Annotated in this window: 16 protein-coding genes; 6 read left to right on the forward strand and 10 right to left on the reverse strand. The window is 62.0% G+C overall.

The annotated features are described in order from the left end of the window. Positions 1-5: 5 nt before the first annotated feature. From ybeY to miaB, 3 genes are all read right to left on the reverse strand, one after another. Complete coding sequence (gene ybeY, locus ACKJSM_RS09545) at positions 6-500, reverse strand: rRNA maturation RNase YbeY (RefSeq protein ID WP_236180282.1); 495 nt, start codon at positions 498-500, stop codon at positions 6-8. After that, entirely contained in the window at positions 493-1,497 is a 1,005-nt protein-coding gene (locus ACKJSM_RS09550; protein WP_011336084.1) for a PhoH family protein, read from the reverse strand. Before ACKJSM_RS09550 ends, ybeY begins: the two co-directional genes overlap by 8 nt. Before the next feature lie 123 nt (positions 1,498-1,620). Further along, entirely contained in the window at positions 1,621-2,949 is a 1,329-nt protein-coding gene (miaB, locus tag ACKJSM_RS09555) for a tRNA (N6-isopentenyl adenosine(37)-C2)-methylthiotransferase MiaB (RefSeq protein ID WP_011336083.1), read from the reverse strand. Positions 2,950-3,081: 132 nt separating this feature from the next. Between miaB and ACKJSM_RS09560 the strand changes: the two genes are divergently transcribed. Continuing rightward, on the forward strand, positions 3,082-3,411 hold the full coding sequence (locus ACKJSM_RS09560) for a DUF1820 family protein (protein WP_007958692.1): 330 nt from the start codon (positions 3,082-3,084) through the stop codon (positions 3,409-3,411). A gap of 115 nt (positions 3,412-3,526) precedes the next feature. Here ACKJSM_RS09560 and ACKJSM_RS09565 read toward each other — a convergent pair whose 3' ends face one another. The 4 genes from ACKJSM_RS09565 to ACKJSM_RS09580 form a co-directional block, all read right to left on the reverse strand. Beyond that, on the reverse strand, positions 3,527-4,081 hold the full coding sequence (locus ACKJSM_RS09565) for a tetratricopeptide repeat protein (protein ID WP_410237293.1): 555 nt from the start codon (positions 4,079-4,081) through the stop codon (positions 3,527-3,529). Positions 4,082-4,307: 226 nt separating this feature from the next. Beyond that, on the reverse strand, positions 4,308-5,591 hold the full coding sequence (gene hemL, locus ACKJSM_RS09570) for a glutamate-1-semialdehyde 2,1-aminomutase (protein WP_410237294.1): 1,284 nt from the start codon (positions 5,589-5,591) through the stop codon (positions 4,308-4,310). A gap of 10 nt (positions 5,592-5,601) precedes the next feature. Next, positions 5,602-6,225, reverse strand: a complete 624-nt coding sequence (gene thiE / locus ACKJSM_RS09575; protein ID WP_410237295.1) for a thiamine phosphate synthase — start codon at positions 6,223-6,225, stop codon at positions 5,602-5,604. Positions 6,226-6,243: 18 nt separating this feature from the next. Further along, a complete protein-coding gene (locus ACKJSM_RS09580; protein WP_410237296.1) occupies positions 6,244-7,041 on the reverse strand; it encodes a hydroxymethylpyrimidine/phosphomethylpyrimidine kinase in 798 nt (265 codons plus the stop codon). A 304-nt stretch (positions 7,042-7,345) separates the two neighbouring features. Here ACKJSM_RS09580 and ACKJSM_RS09585 point away from each other — a divergent pair, with 304 nt between their 5' ends. From ACKJSM_RS09585 to ACKJSM_RS09600, 4 genes are all read left to right on the forward strand, one after another. Then, entirely contained in the window at positions 7,346-9,694 is a 2,349-nt protein-coding gene (locus tag ACKJSM_RS09585) for a 7TM diverse intracellular signaling domain-containing protein (RefSeq protein ID WP_339488281.1), read from the forward strand. Positions 9,695-9,789: 95 nt separating this feature from the next. Further along, entirely contained in the window at positions 9,790-11,439 is a 1,650-nt protein-coding gene (locus tag ACKJSM_RS09590) for an acyl-CoA dehydrogenase family protein (RefSeq protein ID WP_410237297.1), read from the forward strand. Positions 11,440-11,498: 59 nt separating this feature from the next. After that, positions 11,499-12,998 carry an AMP nucleosidase gene (gene amn / locus ACKJSM_RS09595; RefSeq protein WP_236180297.1) on the forward strand — a complete coding sequence of 500 codons (1,500 nt, stop codon included), beginning with the start codon at positions 11,499-11,501 and terminating at the stop codon, positions 12,996-12,998. Positions 12,999-13,064: 66 nt separating this feature from the next. After that, complete coding sequence (locus ACKJSM_RS09600; RefSeq protein WP_085612563.1) at positions 13,065-13,700, forward strand: pseudouridine synthase; 636 nt, start codon at positions 13,065-13,067, stop codon at positions 13,698-13,700. Here ACKJSM_RS09600 and ACKJSM_RS09605 read toward each other — a convergent pair. Together ACKJSM_RS09605 and ACKJSM_RS09610 are read right to left on the reverse strand one after the other, a co-directional pair. Then, complete coding sequence (locus tag ACKJSM_RS09605) at positions 13,695-13,904, reverse strand: DUF2788 domain-containing protein (RefSeq protein ID WP_003228500.1); 210 nt, start codon at positions 13,902-13,904, stop codon at positions 13,695-13,697. The genes ACKJSM_RS09600 and ACKJSM_RS09605 overlap by 6 nt on opposite strands. 106 nt (positions 13,905-14,010) lie before the next feature. Beyond that, complete coding sequence (locus tag ACKJSM_RS09610) at positions 14,011-14,490, reverse strand: Lrp/AsnC family transcriptional regulator (protein ID WP_008081091.1); 480 nt, start codon at positions 14,488-14,490, stop codon at positions 14,011-14,013. 455 nt (positions 14,491-14,945) lie between these two features. On the opposite strand from ACKJSM_RS09610, the gene ACKJSM_RS09615 reads away from it, so the two are divergent. Further along, positions 14,946-15,995: a DUF6515 family protein gene (locus tag ACKJSM_RS09615; RefSeq protein ID WP_410237298.1), complete on the forward strand. Its 1,050-nt coding sequence runs from the start codon at positions 14,946-14,948 to the stop codon at positions 15,993-15,995. Here the strand turns inward: ACKJSM_RS09615 and ACKJSM_RS09620 are convergent. Then, positions 15,989-16,885, reverse strand: a complete 897-nt coding sequence (locus ACKJSM_RS09620) for a cation diffusion facilitator family transporter (protein WP_410237299.1) — start codon at positions 16,883-16,885, stop codon at positions 15,989-15,991. The two genes, ACKJSM_RS09615 and ACKJSM_RS09620, sit on opposite strands and share 7 nt — an antisense overlap. Positions 16,886-16,892: the final 7 nt, after the last annotated feature.

Consider the following 16,892-nt stretch of genomic DNA (forward strand, 5'->3'; position numbering starts at 1 on the left):
AGCGATTACTCTGAATCCTTTGTTGTAACAGTAGGGGATGTTTCGGTTTCGTCGTCCGCGTACGGATCGGGATAACCCAATTCGGCAAGCAACTCGCGTTCCAGTGCTTCCATTTCCTCGGCTTCCTCGTCATCTATATGGTCGTAACCAAGCAGATGCAAGCAGCCGTGAATGACCAGATGTGCCCAGTGGGCCTTTAGTTCCTTGCCCTGTTCGGCGGCTTCGCGCTCGACCACGGCCACGCAGATCACCAGATCGCCCAGCAGCGGGATGTCGAGAAACTCGTCGGGCACTTCGGCGGGAAAGGACAGGACATTGGTCGCGTAATCCTTGTGGCGCCAGGTGTGATTCAGTTCGCGACCTTCTTCCTCGTCGACCAGACGAATGGTCATTTCCGAGTCGGCGGTGCGCTGGCGCAGGGCCAGTTCGCACCATTGGCGGAACTCGGCTTCGGTCGGCGCAGAGGCTTCGGTCGCGACTTGCAGGTCAAGCTCAAGCATCGTGGCGAGTGTCCTTTGGCGCTTCATCGGCCAAACGCGTCTCGAAGCGCTCATAGGCTTCGACGATGCGTTGCACCAACGGATGGCGCACCACGTCTTTGGGCTGGAAGTGTGTGAAGCTGATGCCCGGCACATCCTTCAGGACTTCGATGACGTGATGAAGTCCGGATTTGGTGCCGCGCGGCAGGTCGACCTGGGTGATGTCGCCGGTGATCACGGCCGTGGAGCCGAAACCGATCCGGGTCAGGAACATCTTCATCTGCTCAACGGTGGTGTTCTGACTTTCATCGAGAATGATGAAGCTGTTGTTCAGCGTACGACCGCGCATGTAGGCCAGTGGCGCAACTTCGATCACCTGACGCTCGATCAGCTTGGCCACGTATTCGAAGCCGAGCATCTCGTAGAGCGCGTCGTAGAGCGGGCGCAGGTACGGGTCGATCTTTTGCGACAGGTCGCCGGGCAGGAAGCCGAGTTTTTCACCCGCTTCGACCGCTGGACGCACCAGCAGGATGCGCCGGATCTGTTCGCGCTCCAGAGCATCGACGGCGCAGGCGACCGCCAGGTAGGTCTTGCCGGTACCGGCCGGGCCGATGCCGAAGTTGATGTCGTTGCCGAGGATTTCCTTCACGTAGCGCAGCTGATTCAAGCCCCGTGGGCGAATCATGCCTTTCTTGGTGCGCAGGGCGACGGAGGCTTCGGCGGGGGCGTGGTTGTCCAGTTGCTCGACGGCCGATTCCTGAAGGAACAGATGCACCGTATCCGGCGACAGCTCCGAGCCCTTGGTTTCCCGGTACAGGCGGCGAATCAGGTTTTCCGCGGAAGTGGTGTGTTTGGGTTCGCCGATCAGCTCGAACTGATTGCCGCGGTTGCGGATCTCGATGGCCAGGCGCTGTTCGATCAGGCGCAGATGCTCGTCGAACTGCCCGCACAGATTGGCGAAGCGGCGAGCCTCAAAGGGCTCGAGGATAAAACGATGTGGTTCGATGGGTGCGTTCAAGGTCGTATTTAGCCGCCCTGGGGCAATTAGGATGAAATCAAGGATAACGCCAGCGGCGTGGGTGCGAAAGCTCTTAAAAAGCCTTGCATCGATTCAGCCGTCTGGCGCGGACTCCTTGCGGTGTTACTGGATCAGCGAGCCGCGCAGCGAGTGCGGTTGCGCCGCGTCGATGTGCACGTCGGCGAACTGGCCGATCAGGGTCGGATTATCGCAGCGGAAGTTGACGATACGGTTATTCTCGGTCCGCCCCTGCAGCTCGCCCGGGTCTTTCTTCGAATAATCGGTCACCAGAATCCGCTGGACCGAGCCGACCATTTGTCGGCTGATCTCGAACCCTTGCTGATTCAAGCGGTGCTGCAAGGCGTTCAGGCGTTCTTTTTTCAGTTCTTCCGGGGTGTCGTCGGCCAGATCGGCGGCCGGAGTGCCCGGCCGCTGGCTGTAGACGAACGAGTAGGAAAAGTCGAAACCGACGTCGGCAATCAGCTTCATGGTCTGTTCGAAATCTTTCTCGGTTTCCCCCGGGAAGCCGACGATGAAGTCCGAGCTGATGCAGATGCCGGGTACGGCGGCGCGCAGTTTGCGCAGCTTGGATTTGTACTCCAGCGCGGTGTGGTTGCGCTTCATCGCAGCCAGGATCCGGTCCGAACCCGACTGCACCGGCAAGTGCAGGTGCTTGACCAGTTCCGGCACTTCGGCGTGGGCCTGGATCAGGCTGTCGGAGAACTCCAGCGGGTGCGAGGTGGTGTAGCGGATGCGGTCGATGCCATCAACCGCCGCGACGACGCGGATCAGTTCAGCCAGGTCCGCCAGGCGACCGTCGTGCGTCAGCCCGCGATAACCGTTGACGTTCTGCCCCAGCAGGGTCACTTCACGCACGCCGTTTTCAGCCAGGTGGATGATTTCGGCGATCACATCATCGAACGGTCGGCTGACTTCTTCGCCGCGGGTGTAAGGCACCACGCAGAACGTGCAGTACTTGCTGCAGCCTTCCATCACCGACACGTAGGCGCTAGGGCCGTCGATGCGCGGCTCTGGCAGGTGGTCGAACTTTTCGATTTCCGGGAACGAGACGTCGACTTGCGGCAGTTTGCTGATGCGCGCGGCGTCGATCATTTCCGGCAGGCGGTGCAGGGTCTGCGGGCCGAACACCACGTCGACGTACGGTGCGCGATCACGGATCGCCGCGCCTTCCTGGCTGGCCACGCAACCGCCGACGGCGATCACCATGTCCGGGTTGGCCAGTTTCAGTTCGCGCCAGCGGCCGAGCTGGGAATACACCCGGTCCTGGGCGCGTTCGCGGATCGAGCAGGTGTTGAGCAGGATCACGTCGGCATCTTCGGCGCGCGCCGTGACTTCCAGGGCCTGGTGTTCGCCCAGCAGATCGACCATGCGCGAGCTGTCGTACTCGTTCATCTGGCAACCGTGGGTTTCGATGTAAAGCTTCTTGGCCATGGAATAGGGTCGTCACGTGGTTCAAAGAACCGCGCATTATAGGGAACATGTCCCCAGGTTCCTACCGCTGCGCGTCCGGTGGCTATGCTATAGTTCGCGCCCTCATTTTTACCCCGATGCTGTCTGCCCGCCATGACCAAACGCGAAGCTCCAATCTACAAGGTGATTTTCCTCAACCAGGGCCAGGTGTTCGAAATGTACGCCAAGCAGATCTATCAAAGTGATCTGTGGGGCTTTCTGGAAGTGGAAGAGTTCGTCTTTGGCGAGCGCACGCAAGTGGTCGTCGACCCGAGCGAAGAAAAGCTCAAGGCGCAGTTCGAAGGGGTGGTGCGCAGCTTTGTGCCGATGCATTCGATCGTGCGCATCGACGAGGTGGAGCGTCTGGGGACGCCGAAAATCAGTGAAGCCCGTGGCGGCGTGGGTAACGTGATGCCGTTTCCGGTGCCGATGCCCGAGAAGTAAGTCTGTAACTATCGTTCCCACGCTCTGCGTGGGAGTGCCGCCTTCGACGCTCTGCGTCAATGACGCGAAGCGTCACAGAATGAGTTCCAACGCAGAGTACGGGAACTATCGTTAGTCAGGGCAGGGGCGAGAACGGTGTGCGCCCGTCGGCGCTCTGCAGTTCCATCAGGTATTTACGGAAAATCTGCCCGAGTACCTGGGTGGCGGTTTCCAGGTCCTCGCGGGACATTTTTTCGGCCACCTCGTCGGCCGTGTCCAATGCCTCTTCAGCACCATTGACCGCCGCCATCTTCAGCACGATGTACGCCTGAATGTTGTTGGACTGCACGCCTTCACCGTGGAAGAACATGGTGCCGAGCTTGAACTGCGCCTGGGCGTGGCCTTGCAGCGAGGCCTTTTCGAAATAGCTCAGGGCTTGATTGAGATCGCGCGGCGCATTCTTGCCGTCGTAGTAGAACTCACCCAACTCGTATTGCGCTTGCGCATCCCCTTCGTCTGCCGCTTTCTGGCACGCGGCCAGTGCCTGCGTGACATCTTGCGGCTGAGTATTGAGGGTGCAGCGACCCATCGCCGGGATCAACAACGAGTTGCCGCCTGCTTGTGCATGTGCGAGCAGCGGCTGAAGGAGCAACAGGCAGCCCAAGGCAAGGGTGCGGCCGGTGCGGTTCATGGGAATCGACTTACCTCTGAAGGGCGCGCGGACCCGTCGAGGGATCCAATAAGCGCGCATTATGAAATAAGCAGGGCCATCCTTACAAAGTCTTTACTCGATTTTCTGCTGCGCGGGAAATATATCGCCCACTTTATGGGAGATTTTTGGCAGGCGTGTCGGAAAAGGCGTGCAGGTGTAGGAGAACGCTGACGCTGGCAATGGCCAACGTCAGCGGCGGGGCGTTTTATTTCAGTTTGGCGAAGGCGCGTTCGGCGGCGTCGAGGGTCAGTTTCAGCTCGGTTTCGCCGTGGGCGATCGAGGTGAACCCGGCTTCGAAGGCGCTCGGTGCCAGGTACACGCCACCTTCCAGCATCAGGTGGAAGAAGCGACCGAACAGCGCCGCATCGCTGGCCATCACGTCTTCAAACGTAACAATGTCGTCGGCACCGCTGAAGTACAGGCCGAACATGCCGCCTGCCTGGGTGGTCACGAACGGAATGCCAGCGGCATCGGCGCGCTGTTGCAGGCCGTCGAGCAGGCGCGTGGTGTAGTCGGTCAGCTCGGCGTGGAAGCCCGGACGGCTGATCAGGCGCAGGGTGGTCAGGCCGGCGGCCATTGCCAGCGGGTTACCCGACAAGGTGCCCGCCTGATAGACCGGACCCAGCGGCGCGATGCGCTCCATGATCGAGCGCTTGCCGCCGAAGCAGCCGACCGGCATGCCACCACCGATGATCTTGCCGAAGGTGGTCAAGTCCGGAGTTACGCCGTAGTGGGCCTGGGCACCACCGAGGGCAACGCGGAAACCGGTCATCACTTCGTCGAAAATCAGCACTACGCCGTGCTTGTCGGAGAGGCTGCGCAGGCCTTCGAGGAAACCCGGGGCCGGCGGTACGCAGTTCATGTTGCCGGCCACCGGCTCGACGATGATGCAGGCGACGTCCTGGCCGACTTCGGCGAGCATTTTTTCTACAGCGTCGATGTCGTTGAACGGCAGGGTCAGGGTGTGTTTGGCGAACGCCGCCGGCACGCCGGCCGAACTCGGTACGCCCTGGGTCAGCGCACCGGAGCCGGCCTTGACCAGCAGGCTGTCGGAGTGACCGTGGTAGCAGCCTTCGAACTTGATGATGCTGTCGCGACCGGTGAAGCCACGGGCCAGGCGGATGGCGCTCATGGTCGCTTCGGTGCCGGAGCTGACCATGCGCACCATCTCCATCGACGGCACCAGTGAGCAGACCAGATCGGCCATCTCGGTTTCCATCGCGGTCGGCGCGCCGTAGGACAGGCCGTGTTGCAACTGGTTGCGCACCGCGTCCAGCACGTCCGGGTGGCTGTGGCCAAGGATCATCGGGCCCCAGGAACCGACGTAATCCACATAACGCTTGTCGTCTTCGTCAGTGACGTAGGCGCCTTCGGCGTGCTTGAAAAACAACGGCGTGCCGCCGACGCTCTTGAACGCGCGCACCGGCGAGTTCACGCCACCGGGAATGTGTTTCTGGGCGTTGGCAAACAGGGTTTCGGAACGAGACATGATCGGGCTCTCAGACTTTTAGTAATTCATTGAAGGCGCGGGCGCGGCGGGTCACTTCGGTGCTGCTGTCGGCACCGAACAGGCCATGGACCACGGCCAGCAGATCGACACCATGGGCCACCAGCGGCGCGGCGTTGTCGAGGGTGATGCCGCCGATCGCGCAGATCGGCAGGTGCAGGGTGCGTTTGGCCTCGTCGAGCAGATCGAGGCTGCAACTCGGTGCACCGGGTTTGGTGTTGGAATTGAAGAAACGACCGAAGGCGACATAACTCGCGCCTTCCCTGGCGGCCTGTTCGGCCAGTTCCAGCTGCGCGTGGCAGGTCGAACCGATGATCGCCCTGGAGCCGAGCAGGGCGCGGGTCGGCGACAGCGGGCCGTCGGTCTGGCCCAGGTGTACGCCGACGTTCAGGCGCGCGGCCAGTTCGGCGTCATCGTTGATGATCAGGTGCGTCTTATAGCGTTCGCACAGATCGCGCAGGGCTTCGGCCTCACGCAGACGGCGGGCTTCGTCGCTGCTTTTGTCGCGGTATTGCAGCAGAGTGACGCCGCCTTCCAGCGCCGCCTCCACGTAGGACAGAAACTTGCCGGCCAGCAACTGGCTGTCGGTGATGGCATACAGGCCACGTAGTTTCATCGGGCAGACCTCACGACGTTACGAGCAGAAATCCAGCGGCAGGCGACGCGGGACGAACTGGCCTTTGCCCAGCTGTTCGGCATCGCGCAGGGTGCGCCAGGTGTAATCCAGCGCGGTACGCACGGCGCTGGCAAGGTTTTCGCCCAGTGCCAGGCGGCCGGCGAGGGTGCTGGCCAGGGTACAGCCGGAACCGTGATAGCTGCCGGGCAGACGCTGACACTTGAAGGTTTCGCGCAGACCGTCGTGGCTGTACAGGCGGTTGTGGATTTCGGTTTCGTCGCCGTGACCGCCGGTGATCAGCAGATTCTTGATGAACGGCAGGAGTTTTTCAGCGCACTCGTCCGCGGTGCCGTCTGGCAGTTCGGCGAGGATCCGGGCTTCGGGAAGGTTGGGGGTGGCGATGATCGACAGCGGCAGCAGGCGTTCGCGCATGGCGTAGCCGACTTCGTCCTTGCCCAGGCGTCCGCCGCCGCCGGCACGCAACACCGGGTCGCAGACCACTGGCAAGTGCGGGTGCGCCTGAAGCAGTTCGACGACGGTGTCGACCATTTCCAGGGAACCGAGCATGCCCAGTTTCACTGCCGCGACGTCGGAGTCGTTGAGTACGGCATTGGCCTGGGCCAGTACCCACTCACGGTCGAGGACGCGAAAGTCAGTGACGTTGACCGTGTCTTGCACGGTCAGGGCGGTGACGGCCGGAGCCGCATGGCAACCCTGAGCGAGCAGGGCTTCGATATCTGCCTGCAAGCCGGCGCCACCACTGGGGTCGTGGCCGGAGAGACAGAGGACAACGGGGCGTGAGCTGTAGATATTCATGGTGCGCGAGCTTACCACCAAACCTGTTTTTCGGGTGTTGTGGCACAGCGGGCGGCCGATAACACGGGTAGCGAGGCCCGGAGCGCTTGTCACAATCTGACCGAGTCAACAGCTCTAGCCCGGTGCTCTGCTCTGGAGCGCCCGTTCTAGAGCCTTTGTAGGAAAAATTTCCATGGTGCTCAATGGCCATCAACGGCTATGCTAGAGTGGATCCAAACCAATAACAGGTAATACCGGTTTTACGTCATCTCAAAGGGAATGGGGGGCTTCCTGACACAACCGGCCAAGCCACGCTGGGGCTTCAATGCGCTATTTGTTGATGTTGCTGTTCTGCTTGCCCCTCCTGGCAAGCGCCGTCGAGTTCGACGAGTTCACCCAGAGCCTCCCGCTGGGACGATCCCTGCAAGTGTTCGAAGACCCGAGCGGTCAGGCGAGCATTGCCGACGTCCGCGCGCAAGCCACCGCCGGAAACTTCAAACCCCATGACAAAGCCACGCTCAATGCCGGTTATTCGCACTCGGCGTTCTGGCTGAAGATCGACCTGCATTACCGCCCGACCAACCCGTCGGCGCAGCGCAGTTGGCTGTTGGAATTGGCCTATCCGCCGCTCGATCATCTCGACCTGTATCTGCCCGATGCCGCTGGCGACTATCGGCTGGTGCGGCAGACAGGGGACGCCTTGCCGTTCGCCAGTCGCGAGATCCGCCAGAACAATTACCTGTTCGACCTGGCGTTCAAGCCGGATCAGCAACGAACCGTTTATCTGCGGTTGTCCAGCGAAGGCTCGATCCAGGCGCCGGTGACGTTGTGGTCGAGCACCGCCTACCTCGAAGACCAGCCGGTGCGCCTGTACGTGCTGGGGATCATTTATGGCGTGCTGCTGGGGATGCTGGTTTACAACCTGTTCATCTACCTCAGCGTGCGCGACACCAGTTACCTCTATTACATCTTCTATATTGCGTCGTTCGGCCTCTATCAGCTGTCGGTCAATGGCGCGGCGGTCGAGTATTTCTGGCCGGACAACCCGTGGTGGGCCAACGCCGCCACGCCGTTCTTCATCGGTTGCGCGGGGCTGTTCGGCAGCCAGTTCGCCCGCAGTTTCCTGCAGACGAAGAACCACAGTCGTTGGCTCGATCGTCTGCTGATCGCCCTGATCGTTTTTGGCGCGGTGGTGATCGGCCTGTCGTTGATGACCCGTTATGGCCTGGCCCTGCGTCTGGCGACAACCCTGGCGCTGACTTTCACCGTGGTGATCTTCGCCGCCGGGATCCTCGCCTGGTGGCGCGGCCTGCGGGTGGCGCGGTATTTCATCATTGCCTGGTCGGCGTTCCTGATCGGCGGCATCGTCAACACCATGATGGTGCTGGGCTTGCTGCCAAACGTATTCCTGACCATGTACGCCAGCCAGATCGGTTCGGCCATCGAAGTGGCGCTGCTGTCGCTGGCCCTGGCCGACCGCATCAACGCGATGCGCGAACAACAGGCGCAGACCCTGTTCGATGCCGGCCAGAAACTCGAAGTACTCAACCAGCAACTGGCCCACAGCAACAAGCTCAAGGATGAATTCCTCGCGACCCTGACCCACGAACTGCGCACGCCGATGAATGGTGTGATCGGTTCGCTGGAGCTGATGCAGACCGTCGAGCTCGATCCGGAAGTGGAGCAATACCAGCAGACCGCCGCCGGTTCGGCGCGGGACATGATGCGTATGGTCAACGGCATCCTCACGCTGACCGAATTGCAGGCCGGCAAGCTCAAGGCAACGCCGGGCAGTTTCAGCCTGCGCGGGGTGGTCGAGGCGTTGCGGATTCAGTTCGATGGCAATGCTTCGAGCAAGTCGCTGGACTTCAAGGTCGACGTGCTGCCGACCCTGCCGGATCGCTTGCACGGCGACAGCGCCAAACTCGCGCAATGCCTGGAGTGCCTGCTGGATAACGCGATCAAGTTCACCCGCGTCGGCGGCCTCGCGTTGCGGGTCACGGGCAAGCCGTCGACGGACAATCGCCTGGCGCTGTCCTTCGCGGTGATCGACACCGGCATCGGTTTCACCGATCTGGGCGAGGCCACGCTGTATCAGCGCTTCTTCCAGCTCGACGGTTCGATGACCCGTGAATACGGTGGCCTGGGCGTCGGTCTGGCGATCTGTCGTCAATTGGTGGAGTTGCTTGGGGGCAAGCTCACGCACCGTTCCGAGCCGGGGCGTGGCAGCCGGTTTCAGCTGGATGTCGAGTTCGAGTTGCCGGAAGTGGAGGATATGCCCGCATTCAGCCGCGATACCGAGCGCGCGCCGCAGGATTGCACCGTACTGCTGGTGGACGACAACAGCGTCAATCAGTTGGTGATGCGCGGCATGTTGCTCAAGCTCGGTTTCCGGGTGCGTACCGCTGACCACGGCGCGGCGGCGCTCGAGTGTTTGCAGCGCGAGCGCTTCGATGCGGTGCTGATCGATTGCCAGCTGCCACCGCTCGACGGGGCATCGCTGTGTTGCCAGATTCGTGACCTGCCGGGATGCGCCCATCTGCCGGTTTTCATGATCGCGCTAGGGGCGGATCGAGAGCATTGCGCGTCCGGTGGCTCGATCGATTACCTGAGCAAACCGGTGAAATTCGAGGATCTGCAGGTGGCGATGCAGCGGCGGGTCTTGAGCTGCTAACAGGGTGAAAGCGCCGGTATTTAGGCCGATATGACACTTTGATCGGTTCGGGGGCAGTGCTTAACTGAAGCTCTGGCCGATCAAGGAGCCCCGTCATGAACCTGCATCAGTTCGCCGAAACCCACGAAGTCACCAACCAGCCGCCGTCGCTGGACGGCACCAACCTGTACCGCATCGACCTGCCGTTGCAGGAGTGGTCGCGGCGGTTCGGTGCCGGCTGGGCCGAGTCGCGGATCGACGCCTACGGCGCGCTGGCCGGCGGGCCGCTGATGGAGGCCGGGTTTCTCGCCAACCAGAACAAACCGGTGTTCGCCAGCCATGACCGCTACGGTCATCGCATCGATCTGGTGGAGTTTCACCCGGCGTATCACGAGCTGATGCGCACCGCCATCGAACATGGCCTGACCTCGCTGCCCTGGGCTCATCCACAAGATGGCGCCCATGTCGCCCGCGCCTCCATGACCTACCTGCACAGCCAGGCCGAAGCCGGCAGCGGTTGCCCGTTGACCATGACCTTTGCCAGTGTGCCGGCGATGCGTTTGCAGCCGAACCTGGCTGAACAATGGCTGCCGAAAATCCTCGCCACCGAATACGACCCGCGCAATGTTGGCATGGCTCACAAGGCCGGCGTGACCATCGGCATGGCGATGACCGAGAAACAGGGCGGCACCGACGTGCGGGCCAACACCACCAAGGCTTATCCGGTCGGCGCCAGCGGCCCGGGCCAGGCTTATGAACTGGTAGGCCACAAGTGGTTCTGTTCGGCGCCGATGTGCGATGCGTTCCTCACGCTGGCGCAGACCGACAAGGGGTTGAGCTGTTTCCTGCTGCCGCGCCATCGCCCGGACGACACGCGCAATCAGTTCTATATCCAGCGCCTGAAAAACAAGCTCGGCAACCAGTCCAACGCCTCCAGCGAAGTGGAGTTCCGTGGCGCGCTGGCGTGGATGGTCGGTGAAGAAGGACGCGGCGTGCCGACTATCATTGAGATGGTGGCGATGACTCGGTTCGACTGCATGGTCGGTTCGAGCTCGCTGATGCGTCAGGCGCTGACTCAGGCCAGCCACCACTGTGCCCACCGCAAGGTCGGCGGCAAACTGCTCGGCGAACAACCGCTGATGCAGAACGTGCTGGCCGATCTGGCGCTGGAAAGCGAAGCCGCGCTGGCCCTGAGCCTGCGCATGGGCAAGGCGCTGGATCATCTGGATGACCGCCATGAAGCGCAGTTCGCCCGGCTGGTGACCGCGGTGGGCAAATACTGGATCTGTAAACGTGCGCCCGCGATGATCAACGAAGCCGCCGAATGCATGGGCGGCGCCGGGTATGTCGAAGACAGCATTCTGCCGCGTCTGTACCGCGAAGCGCCGGTGAACTCGACGTGGGAAGGCTCCGGCAACGTGCAATGCCTCGACGTGCTGCGGGCCTTGTCGAAAGAGCCGGGTGTGCTCAATGTGCTGTTCAGCGAGTTGGGCGACGGCCATGGCGACAGGCGTCTTGCGGCGCACATCCAGCAACTGCAGGCGGCCTTCAAGGACACCAGTGACATTCAATACCGCGCTCGGCAATTGACCGAAGACATCGCCCTGGGGCTGCAAGCGAAGCTGTTGCTGGAGGCCGGGAATGCGGCGGTCAGCGATGCCTTTATCGCCAGTCGTCTGAACGGAGGCGGGCGGGTCTACGGCGCGTTGCCGCGCGGGCTGGATGTCGAGGCCATCGTCGCTCGCTCGACACCGCAGGGTTTCTGAAGGGGGATCGCGCCAAAGCCATTACGCCACTGTTTCCGTGACGCCACGATGCAGGCAAGATGAAGCTCTGCAAGTCAGAACACAGGAAGCTGATCGTGACCGAAGCGTTTATTGTCGTTCAAACCGCCGAACAAGCCGTGGATCGTCTGGCCGAGCTGCATGAGCGGGCCACCACGGCGCTGAACTCGGCGCTCAAGCGTTACCTCAAGGATCGCGTCGAGCCCGACGCCGAGCAACGTGCCCTGTTCCGTTATCCCGAACTGCGTCTGACCTACCACTGCCAGGGCGAAGTCCCACAGACCACCCGCGCTTACGCCAAGGTGCAGTTGCCGGGCACCTACAGCGTGACCGTTACCCATCCGAAGGCGTTTCGCAAATACCTGCTGGAACAGCTCACGCCGCTGATGCACGACTTCACCGTAACCGTCGAAGTCGGGGTCAGCGAGCAGAACATTCCGTACCCGTATGTGGTCGAGCAGGGCGATGAACTGGCCGGCTCCGGCGTCACCGCCGCTGTGCTGGCGCGAGTGTTCCCGAGTACCGACCTGTCCGCCGCCACCGATGGCATCGCCGACGGTCTCTACGACTGGGAAAACACCGATCCGCTGCCGCTGGCGCTGTTCGACGCCGCGCGCGTCGACTTCTCGCTGCGTCGTCTGGTGCACTACACCGGCAGCGACTGGCGCCATGTGCAGCCGTGGATTCTGCTGACCAACTATCACCGTTATGTCGACCAGTTCATCGTCCATGGCCTGGAGCAACTGCGCCGTGACCCGCGTTTCGTGCGCATGGTGTTGCCGGGCAACGTGATCATCGAAAAAGGCATGGATCACGGTGAAGCCTCGGCCATTGCCGCCGGCGTGGTCTGGCACCGTTACCAGATGCCGGCCTACCACCTGATTGCCAGCGATGGCCACGGCGTGACCCTGGTGAACATCGGCGTCGGCCCGTCCAACGCCAAGAACATCACCGACCACCTGGCCGTGCTGCGTCCGCATTGCTGGCTGATGATCGGTCACTGCGGCGGCCTGCGTCAGTCGCAGACCATCGGCGACTACGTGCTGGCTCACGCTTACATGCGTCGCGACGGGATTCTCGACCGCGTGGTGCCGCCGAACATTCCGATTCCGGCCCTGGCCGAAGTGCAGCTGGCGTTGCAGCAAGCGGCGGCCAACATCACCGGCGAAAAAGGCGAAGAGCTGAAAAAACGCCTGCGCACCGGCACCGTGCTGACCTACGATGACCGCAACTGGGAACTGCGCTGGGCCCAGGAGCGACCGCTGATCAACCTGTCCCGCGCCGTGGCGGTGGACATGGAAAGCGGCACCATCGCCGCCCAGGGTTATCGCCTGCGGGTGCCGTACGGCACGTTGCTGTGTGTGTCGGACAAGCCGCTGCACAGCGAAATCAAGCTGCCGGGTTCGGCCAACGCGTTCTACGAGCGTGCGGTCAGCCAGCACTTGAAGATCGGCATCGAAGCGGTGGATCTGCTGCGCACCGAACTCAATTCGCTGCACTCGCGCAAACTGCGTAGCTTCGACGAACCGCCGTTCCGCTGATTTGTGGATGGTCATTGAACGGTCGGGCTACTATGTCAGCCCCGACCGTTAGATGTTCTTTTCGCCATGTCCCGTCCCCAACGTCCACCTTCCCGCCGCCCCGGCGCGAAGCCAGCTTCTTCAGCCCCGCGCCGTGTCGCCAAGGCACCACCGGCCGAGCCGAAGCTGATCCTGTTCAACAAACCGTTTGATGTGCTGACGCAGTTCAGCGACGGCGAAGGGCGGGCGACGCTCAAGGATTACATCGACATTCCGGGTATTTACCCGGCCGGGCGGCTGGATCGCGACAGCGAAGGTTTACTGTTGCTGACCAACGACGGCCAGTTGCAGGCGCGGATCGCCGACCCCAAGCACAAGCTGGCGAAAACCTATTGGGTGCAGGTTGAAGGCGTGCCGACGGCCGAGCAGTTGCAGCGCCTGCGCGACGGCGTCGAATTGAATGACGGCATGACTTTGCCCGCGCAAGCGCGGCAACTGGATGAGCCTGAACTGTGGCCGCGCAATCCACCGGTACGCTTTCGCGCAACGATTCCGACAACCTGGCTGGAGCTGGTGATTCGCGAAGGGCGCAACCGCCAGGTGCGGCGGATGACGGCGGCGGTGGGGCTGCCGACGTTGCGGCTGGTGCGGGTCAGGATTGGTGACTGGACGATCGAAGGGCTCGATCAGGGCCAGTGGAAAGAAGTGCCGGCGCGCTTATAAGGCGCCGGATTCGATCAGGCCGATCACCACACTCTTGATGATGAACGCGGCCACGCCCAGGCCCAGCACGAAGAACAGAATGAACGAGCCGAAGCGCCCGGCCTTGGACTTCTTCGCCAGATCCCAGACGATGAAACCCATGAAAATGATCAGGATGCTGACCAGACCAGTCATCATCCACTCTTCAAATACTGCTGGATCCATCGGGTTCTCCGGCACGCAAGCGGCAAAAAGGGCGGCCGGGAGTATACGCCAGCGGCGAACGACGCAGCATTGACCTGCGTCGGTGTGCCGCAGTCATTCGTCGATTTCAGTTGCGCAGATGCGTCAGCGGCAATTCGGTGCTGTTGAGTACCTGATTCAGCACAAAGCTTGAGCGCACGCTGGTCACGCCTTCGATGCGGGTCAAGTGCCCCAGTAGCAACTTCTGATAGTGATCCATGTCCGGCACCACCACTTTCAGCTGATAGTCGGCATCCACGCCGGTCACCAGGCTGCATTCCAGCACTTGCGGCAAGGTGCGGATCGCCGCTTCGAAGTTCTCGAAACGTTCCGGTGTGTGCCGGTCCATGCCGATCAGCACGTAAGCGGTCAGGCTCAGGCCGAGCATCTTGCGATCGAGCAGGGCGACCTGACGGGAGATGTAGCCGTCGTCCTCCAGTTGCTTGACCCGGCGCGAGCACGGGGAGGGTGACAGACCGATGCGCTCGGCCAGTTCCTGGTTGGAGATGCGGGCGTCGCGCTGCAATTCCGCCAAAATACTCAGGTCGTAACGGTCGAGTTTGCTCATCAAACGGTCCCTTGTCTTAACTATTGCGGCGGATTATCTATCCAGGGTTAAAAATTGCGCAAGTGATGTTTATTTCAGCAATCTTCGCAATCATCTGTCGCAGCGCCCGGCCTATTCTTATCACCAGAATCACTGCTCGGTAACACAGTCCACTGCGGCCCGCCCAATCCGGCCCGCCGCGGCCGCCACCCCCACCGGGGTTGGGCCGGCCCCCGAGCTGCACACTGTCCAGAAGACGGCGTGAGGTGAGCCGACGTCAAAAGCGTCGAGCCAGGACGAAGTTCTCTAGAAGGGAGGCCGACGGGTCTCCCTTTTTTCTTGCCCGCGATTTGGCCCATCTCGCTCAATAAATAAATGACGTGACTGATAACCTGTAGCAGAACCCGGTGTGCTCATCCCCGGTCTTAGCTACACGCCCTCTTAATTACAGGCTCTCGTCCGCAGTGAGGAATTTCATGAAGTCGCGCATCTGGCGTCTGGCCAGTGTTGGTTTGCTGTGTGTGAGTGTCGGTGCGCAAGCGCTGGCGGATGAGCCGCAGAATCGCGGCCCCGACGGCGGCGGACGCGGGCCGGAGCATCAGGGCAACAATCAGGGCCATGGCGGCAGCAATCAGCCGCACGGCCAGAACAATCCACAGCGGCAGGACAACGACATCATTCGTGGCGACAACAGCCGCCAGTTCGAGCACAACGGCCAGCAGAGCCACGGCCAACCGAACAATGGCCAGTGGCATAACCAGAATCAGCCACGTCCGGCGTACAACCCCAACCCGGTGCGCCAGCCGCCACCGCCGCCGCAACTCCCGGCCAATGACCTGCCGATCCAGCCGCGCCCCGACACCGTGCGCCAGACCCAGGAACCTCGTCAGGGCTACTACCGCGACGAGCGCCCGCAGAATGGTTACCACCAGAACTGGCAGACCGGCACCCGTCCCAACGACAACCGCTGGCCCGGTCGTCCGGACGGGCATGGCAACGGCTGGGGCCCCGGCCCGCAGTACCGGCCGGGTCATGTAATCGACCGTTTCCCGGATCGCGACTATCGCGTGCCGTATCGCGGCCAGGACTATTTCTACTCCGGCGGCTACTGGTATCGCCCGCAAGGCCCGCGCTACATCGTGGTCCAACCGCCGCGCGGAATTCGCATCCAGTACCTGCCGGATTACGCCCGTGAAGTGTGGATCGGCGGTTCGTTGCTGTTCCTTGCCGCGGGCTCGTACTACGCCTATCAGGAAGCAACGCAGGATTACGTGGTGGTCGAGCCGCCGGTACAGCAGCCACCGCAGCCGACCGGCAATGGTTATGACGTGGAAGCCTATCCGGCCAACGGTCAGTCACCGGAGCAGGTTCAGCGCGACGGTTACGAGTGCTATCAGTACGCGGTGCAGCAAAGCGGCTTCAATCCGCGCACCGCGACTTATCAACCGGCGCCCGAAGTGGTGCAGGCCTACCGCCAGGCCCAGGGCAATTGCCTGAGCAGTCGCGGTTATCAGGTCAACTACTGAGCCCGAGCGGCTTTGACCACTTCCTGCGGGTCGGCGTGCACCAGCACTTCGGCCCGTGGGTAGGCTTTGTGAATGGCATCCGCCGCCTGATCGCTGATGCCGTGGGCGACTGACAGTGTCAGCTCCCCCGGCAGTTCCAGGTGCAACTGCACAAACCAGTGATTGCCGGAAATCCGTGTGCGCAGATCATGAGCGCCCAACACCCCCGGCACAGCGCAGGCCAGTTCGAGCATGTGCTGACTGACATCCGTCGGCAGCTCTTCATCCATCAATACCGAAAAACTTTCCCGGGCGATCTGGATTGCGCTCCACAGAATGTATGCCGCGATCCCCAGACCAAACCACGCATCCAGTTGCTCGAAACCCAATCCGGCCAACACCAGCGCAATCAGAATGCTGCCGTTGAGCAACAGGTCCGAACGGTAATGCAGCGAATCCGCCCGCACCGCGTTGGAGCCGGTCTGCTTGATGACCCGATGTTGCAACATCAACAGCGCGACAGTCAGCACCAGGGAAAACACGATCACCCCGATGCTCAGCCATGGCGCACCAAGCGGCTCGGGATTTTTCAGGCGCTCATAAGCCTGGAACGCGATCAGCAGCGCACTGCCGCCAATGAACAGCGCCTGCGCCATGCCCGCCAGTGACTCGGCCTTGCCGTGGCCATAACGGTGATCGTCATCCGCCGGGCGCAGCGCGTAATGCACCGCCAGCAGATTGAGCAACGACGTGATGCCATCGAGGGCCGAGTCGGTCAGGCCGGCGAGCATGCTCACCGAACCGCTCAGCCACCAGGCGATGGCTTTGGCAACGATCAGCGTACAGGCCACCGCCACCGAGGCGCGGGTCGCCAGCCGCAGCAGGCGGGCGTGTTCGGTGCTTGTGGTCATGGGGGCA

The organism is Pseudomonas sp. PHC1 (assembly GCF_046487845.1).
Lineage (GTDB): Bacteria > Pseudomonadota > Gammaproteobacteria > Pseudomonadales > Pseudomonadaceae > Aquipseudomonas > Aquipseudomonas sputi.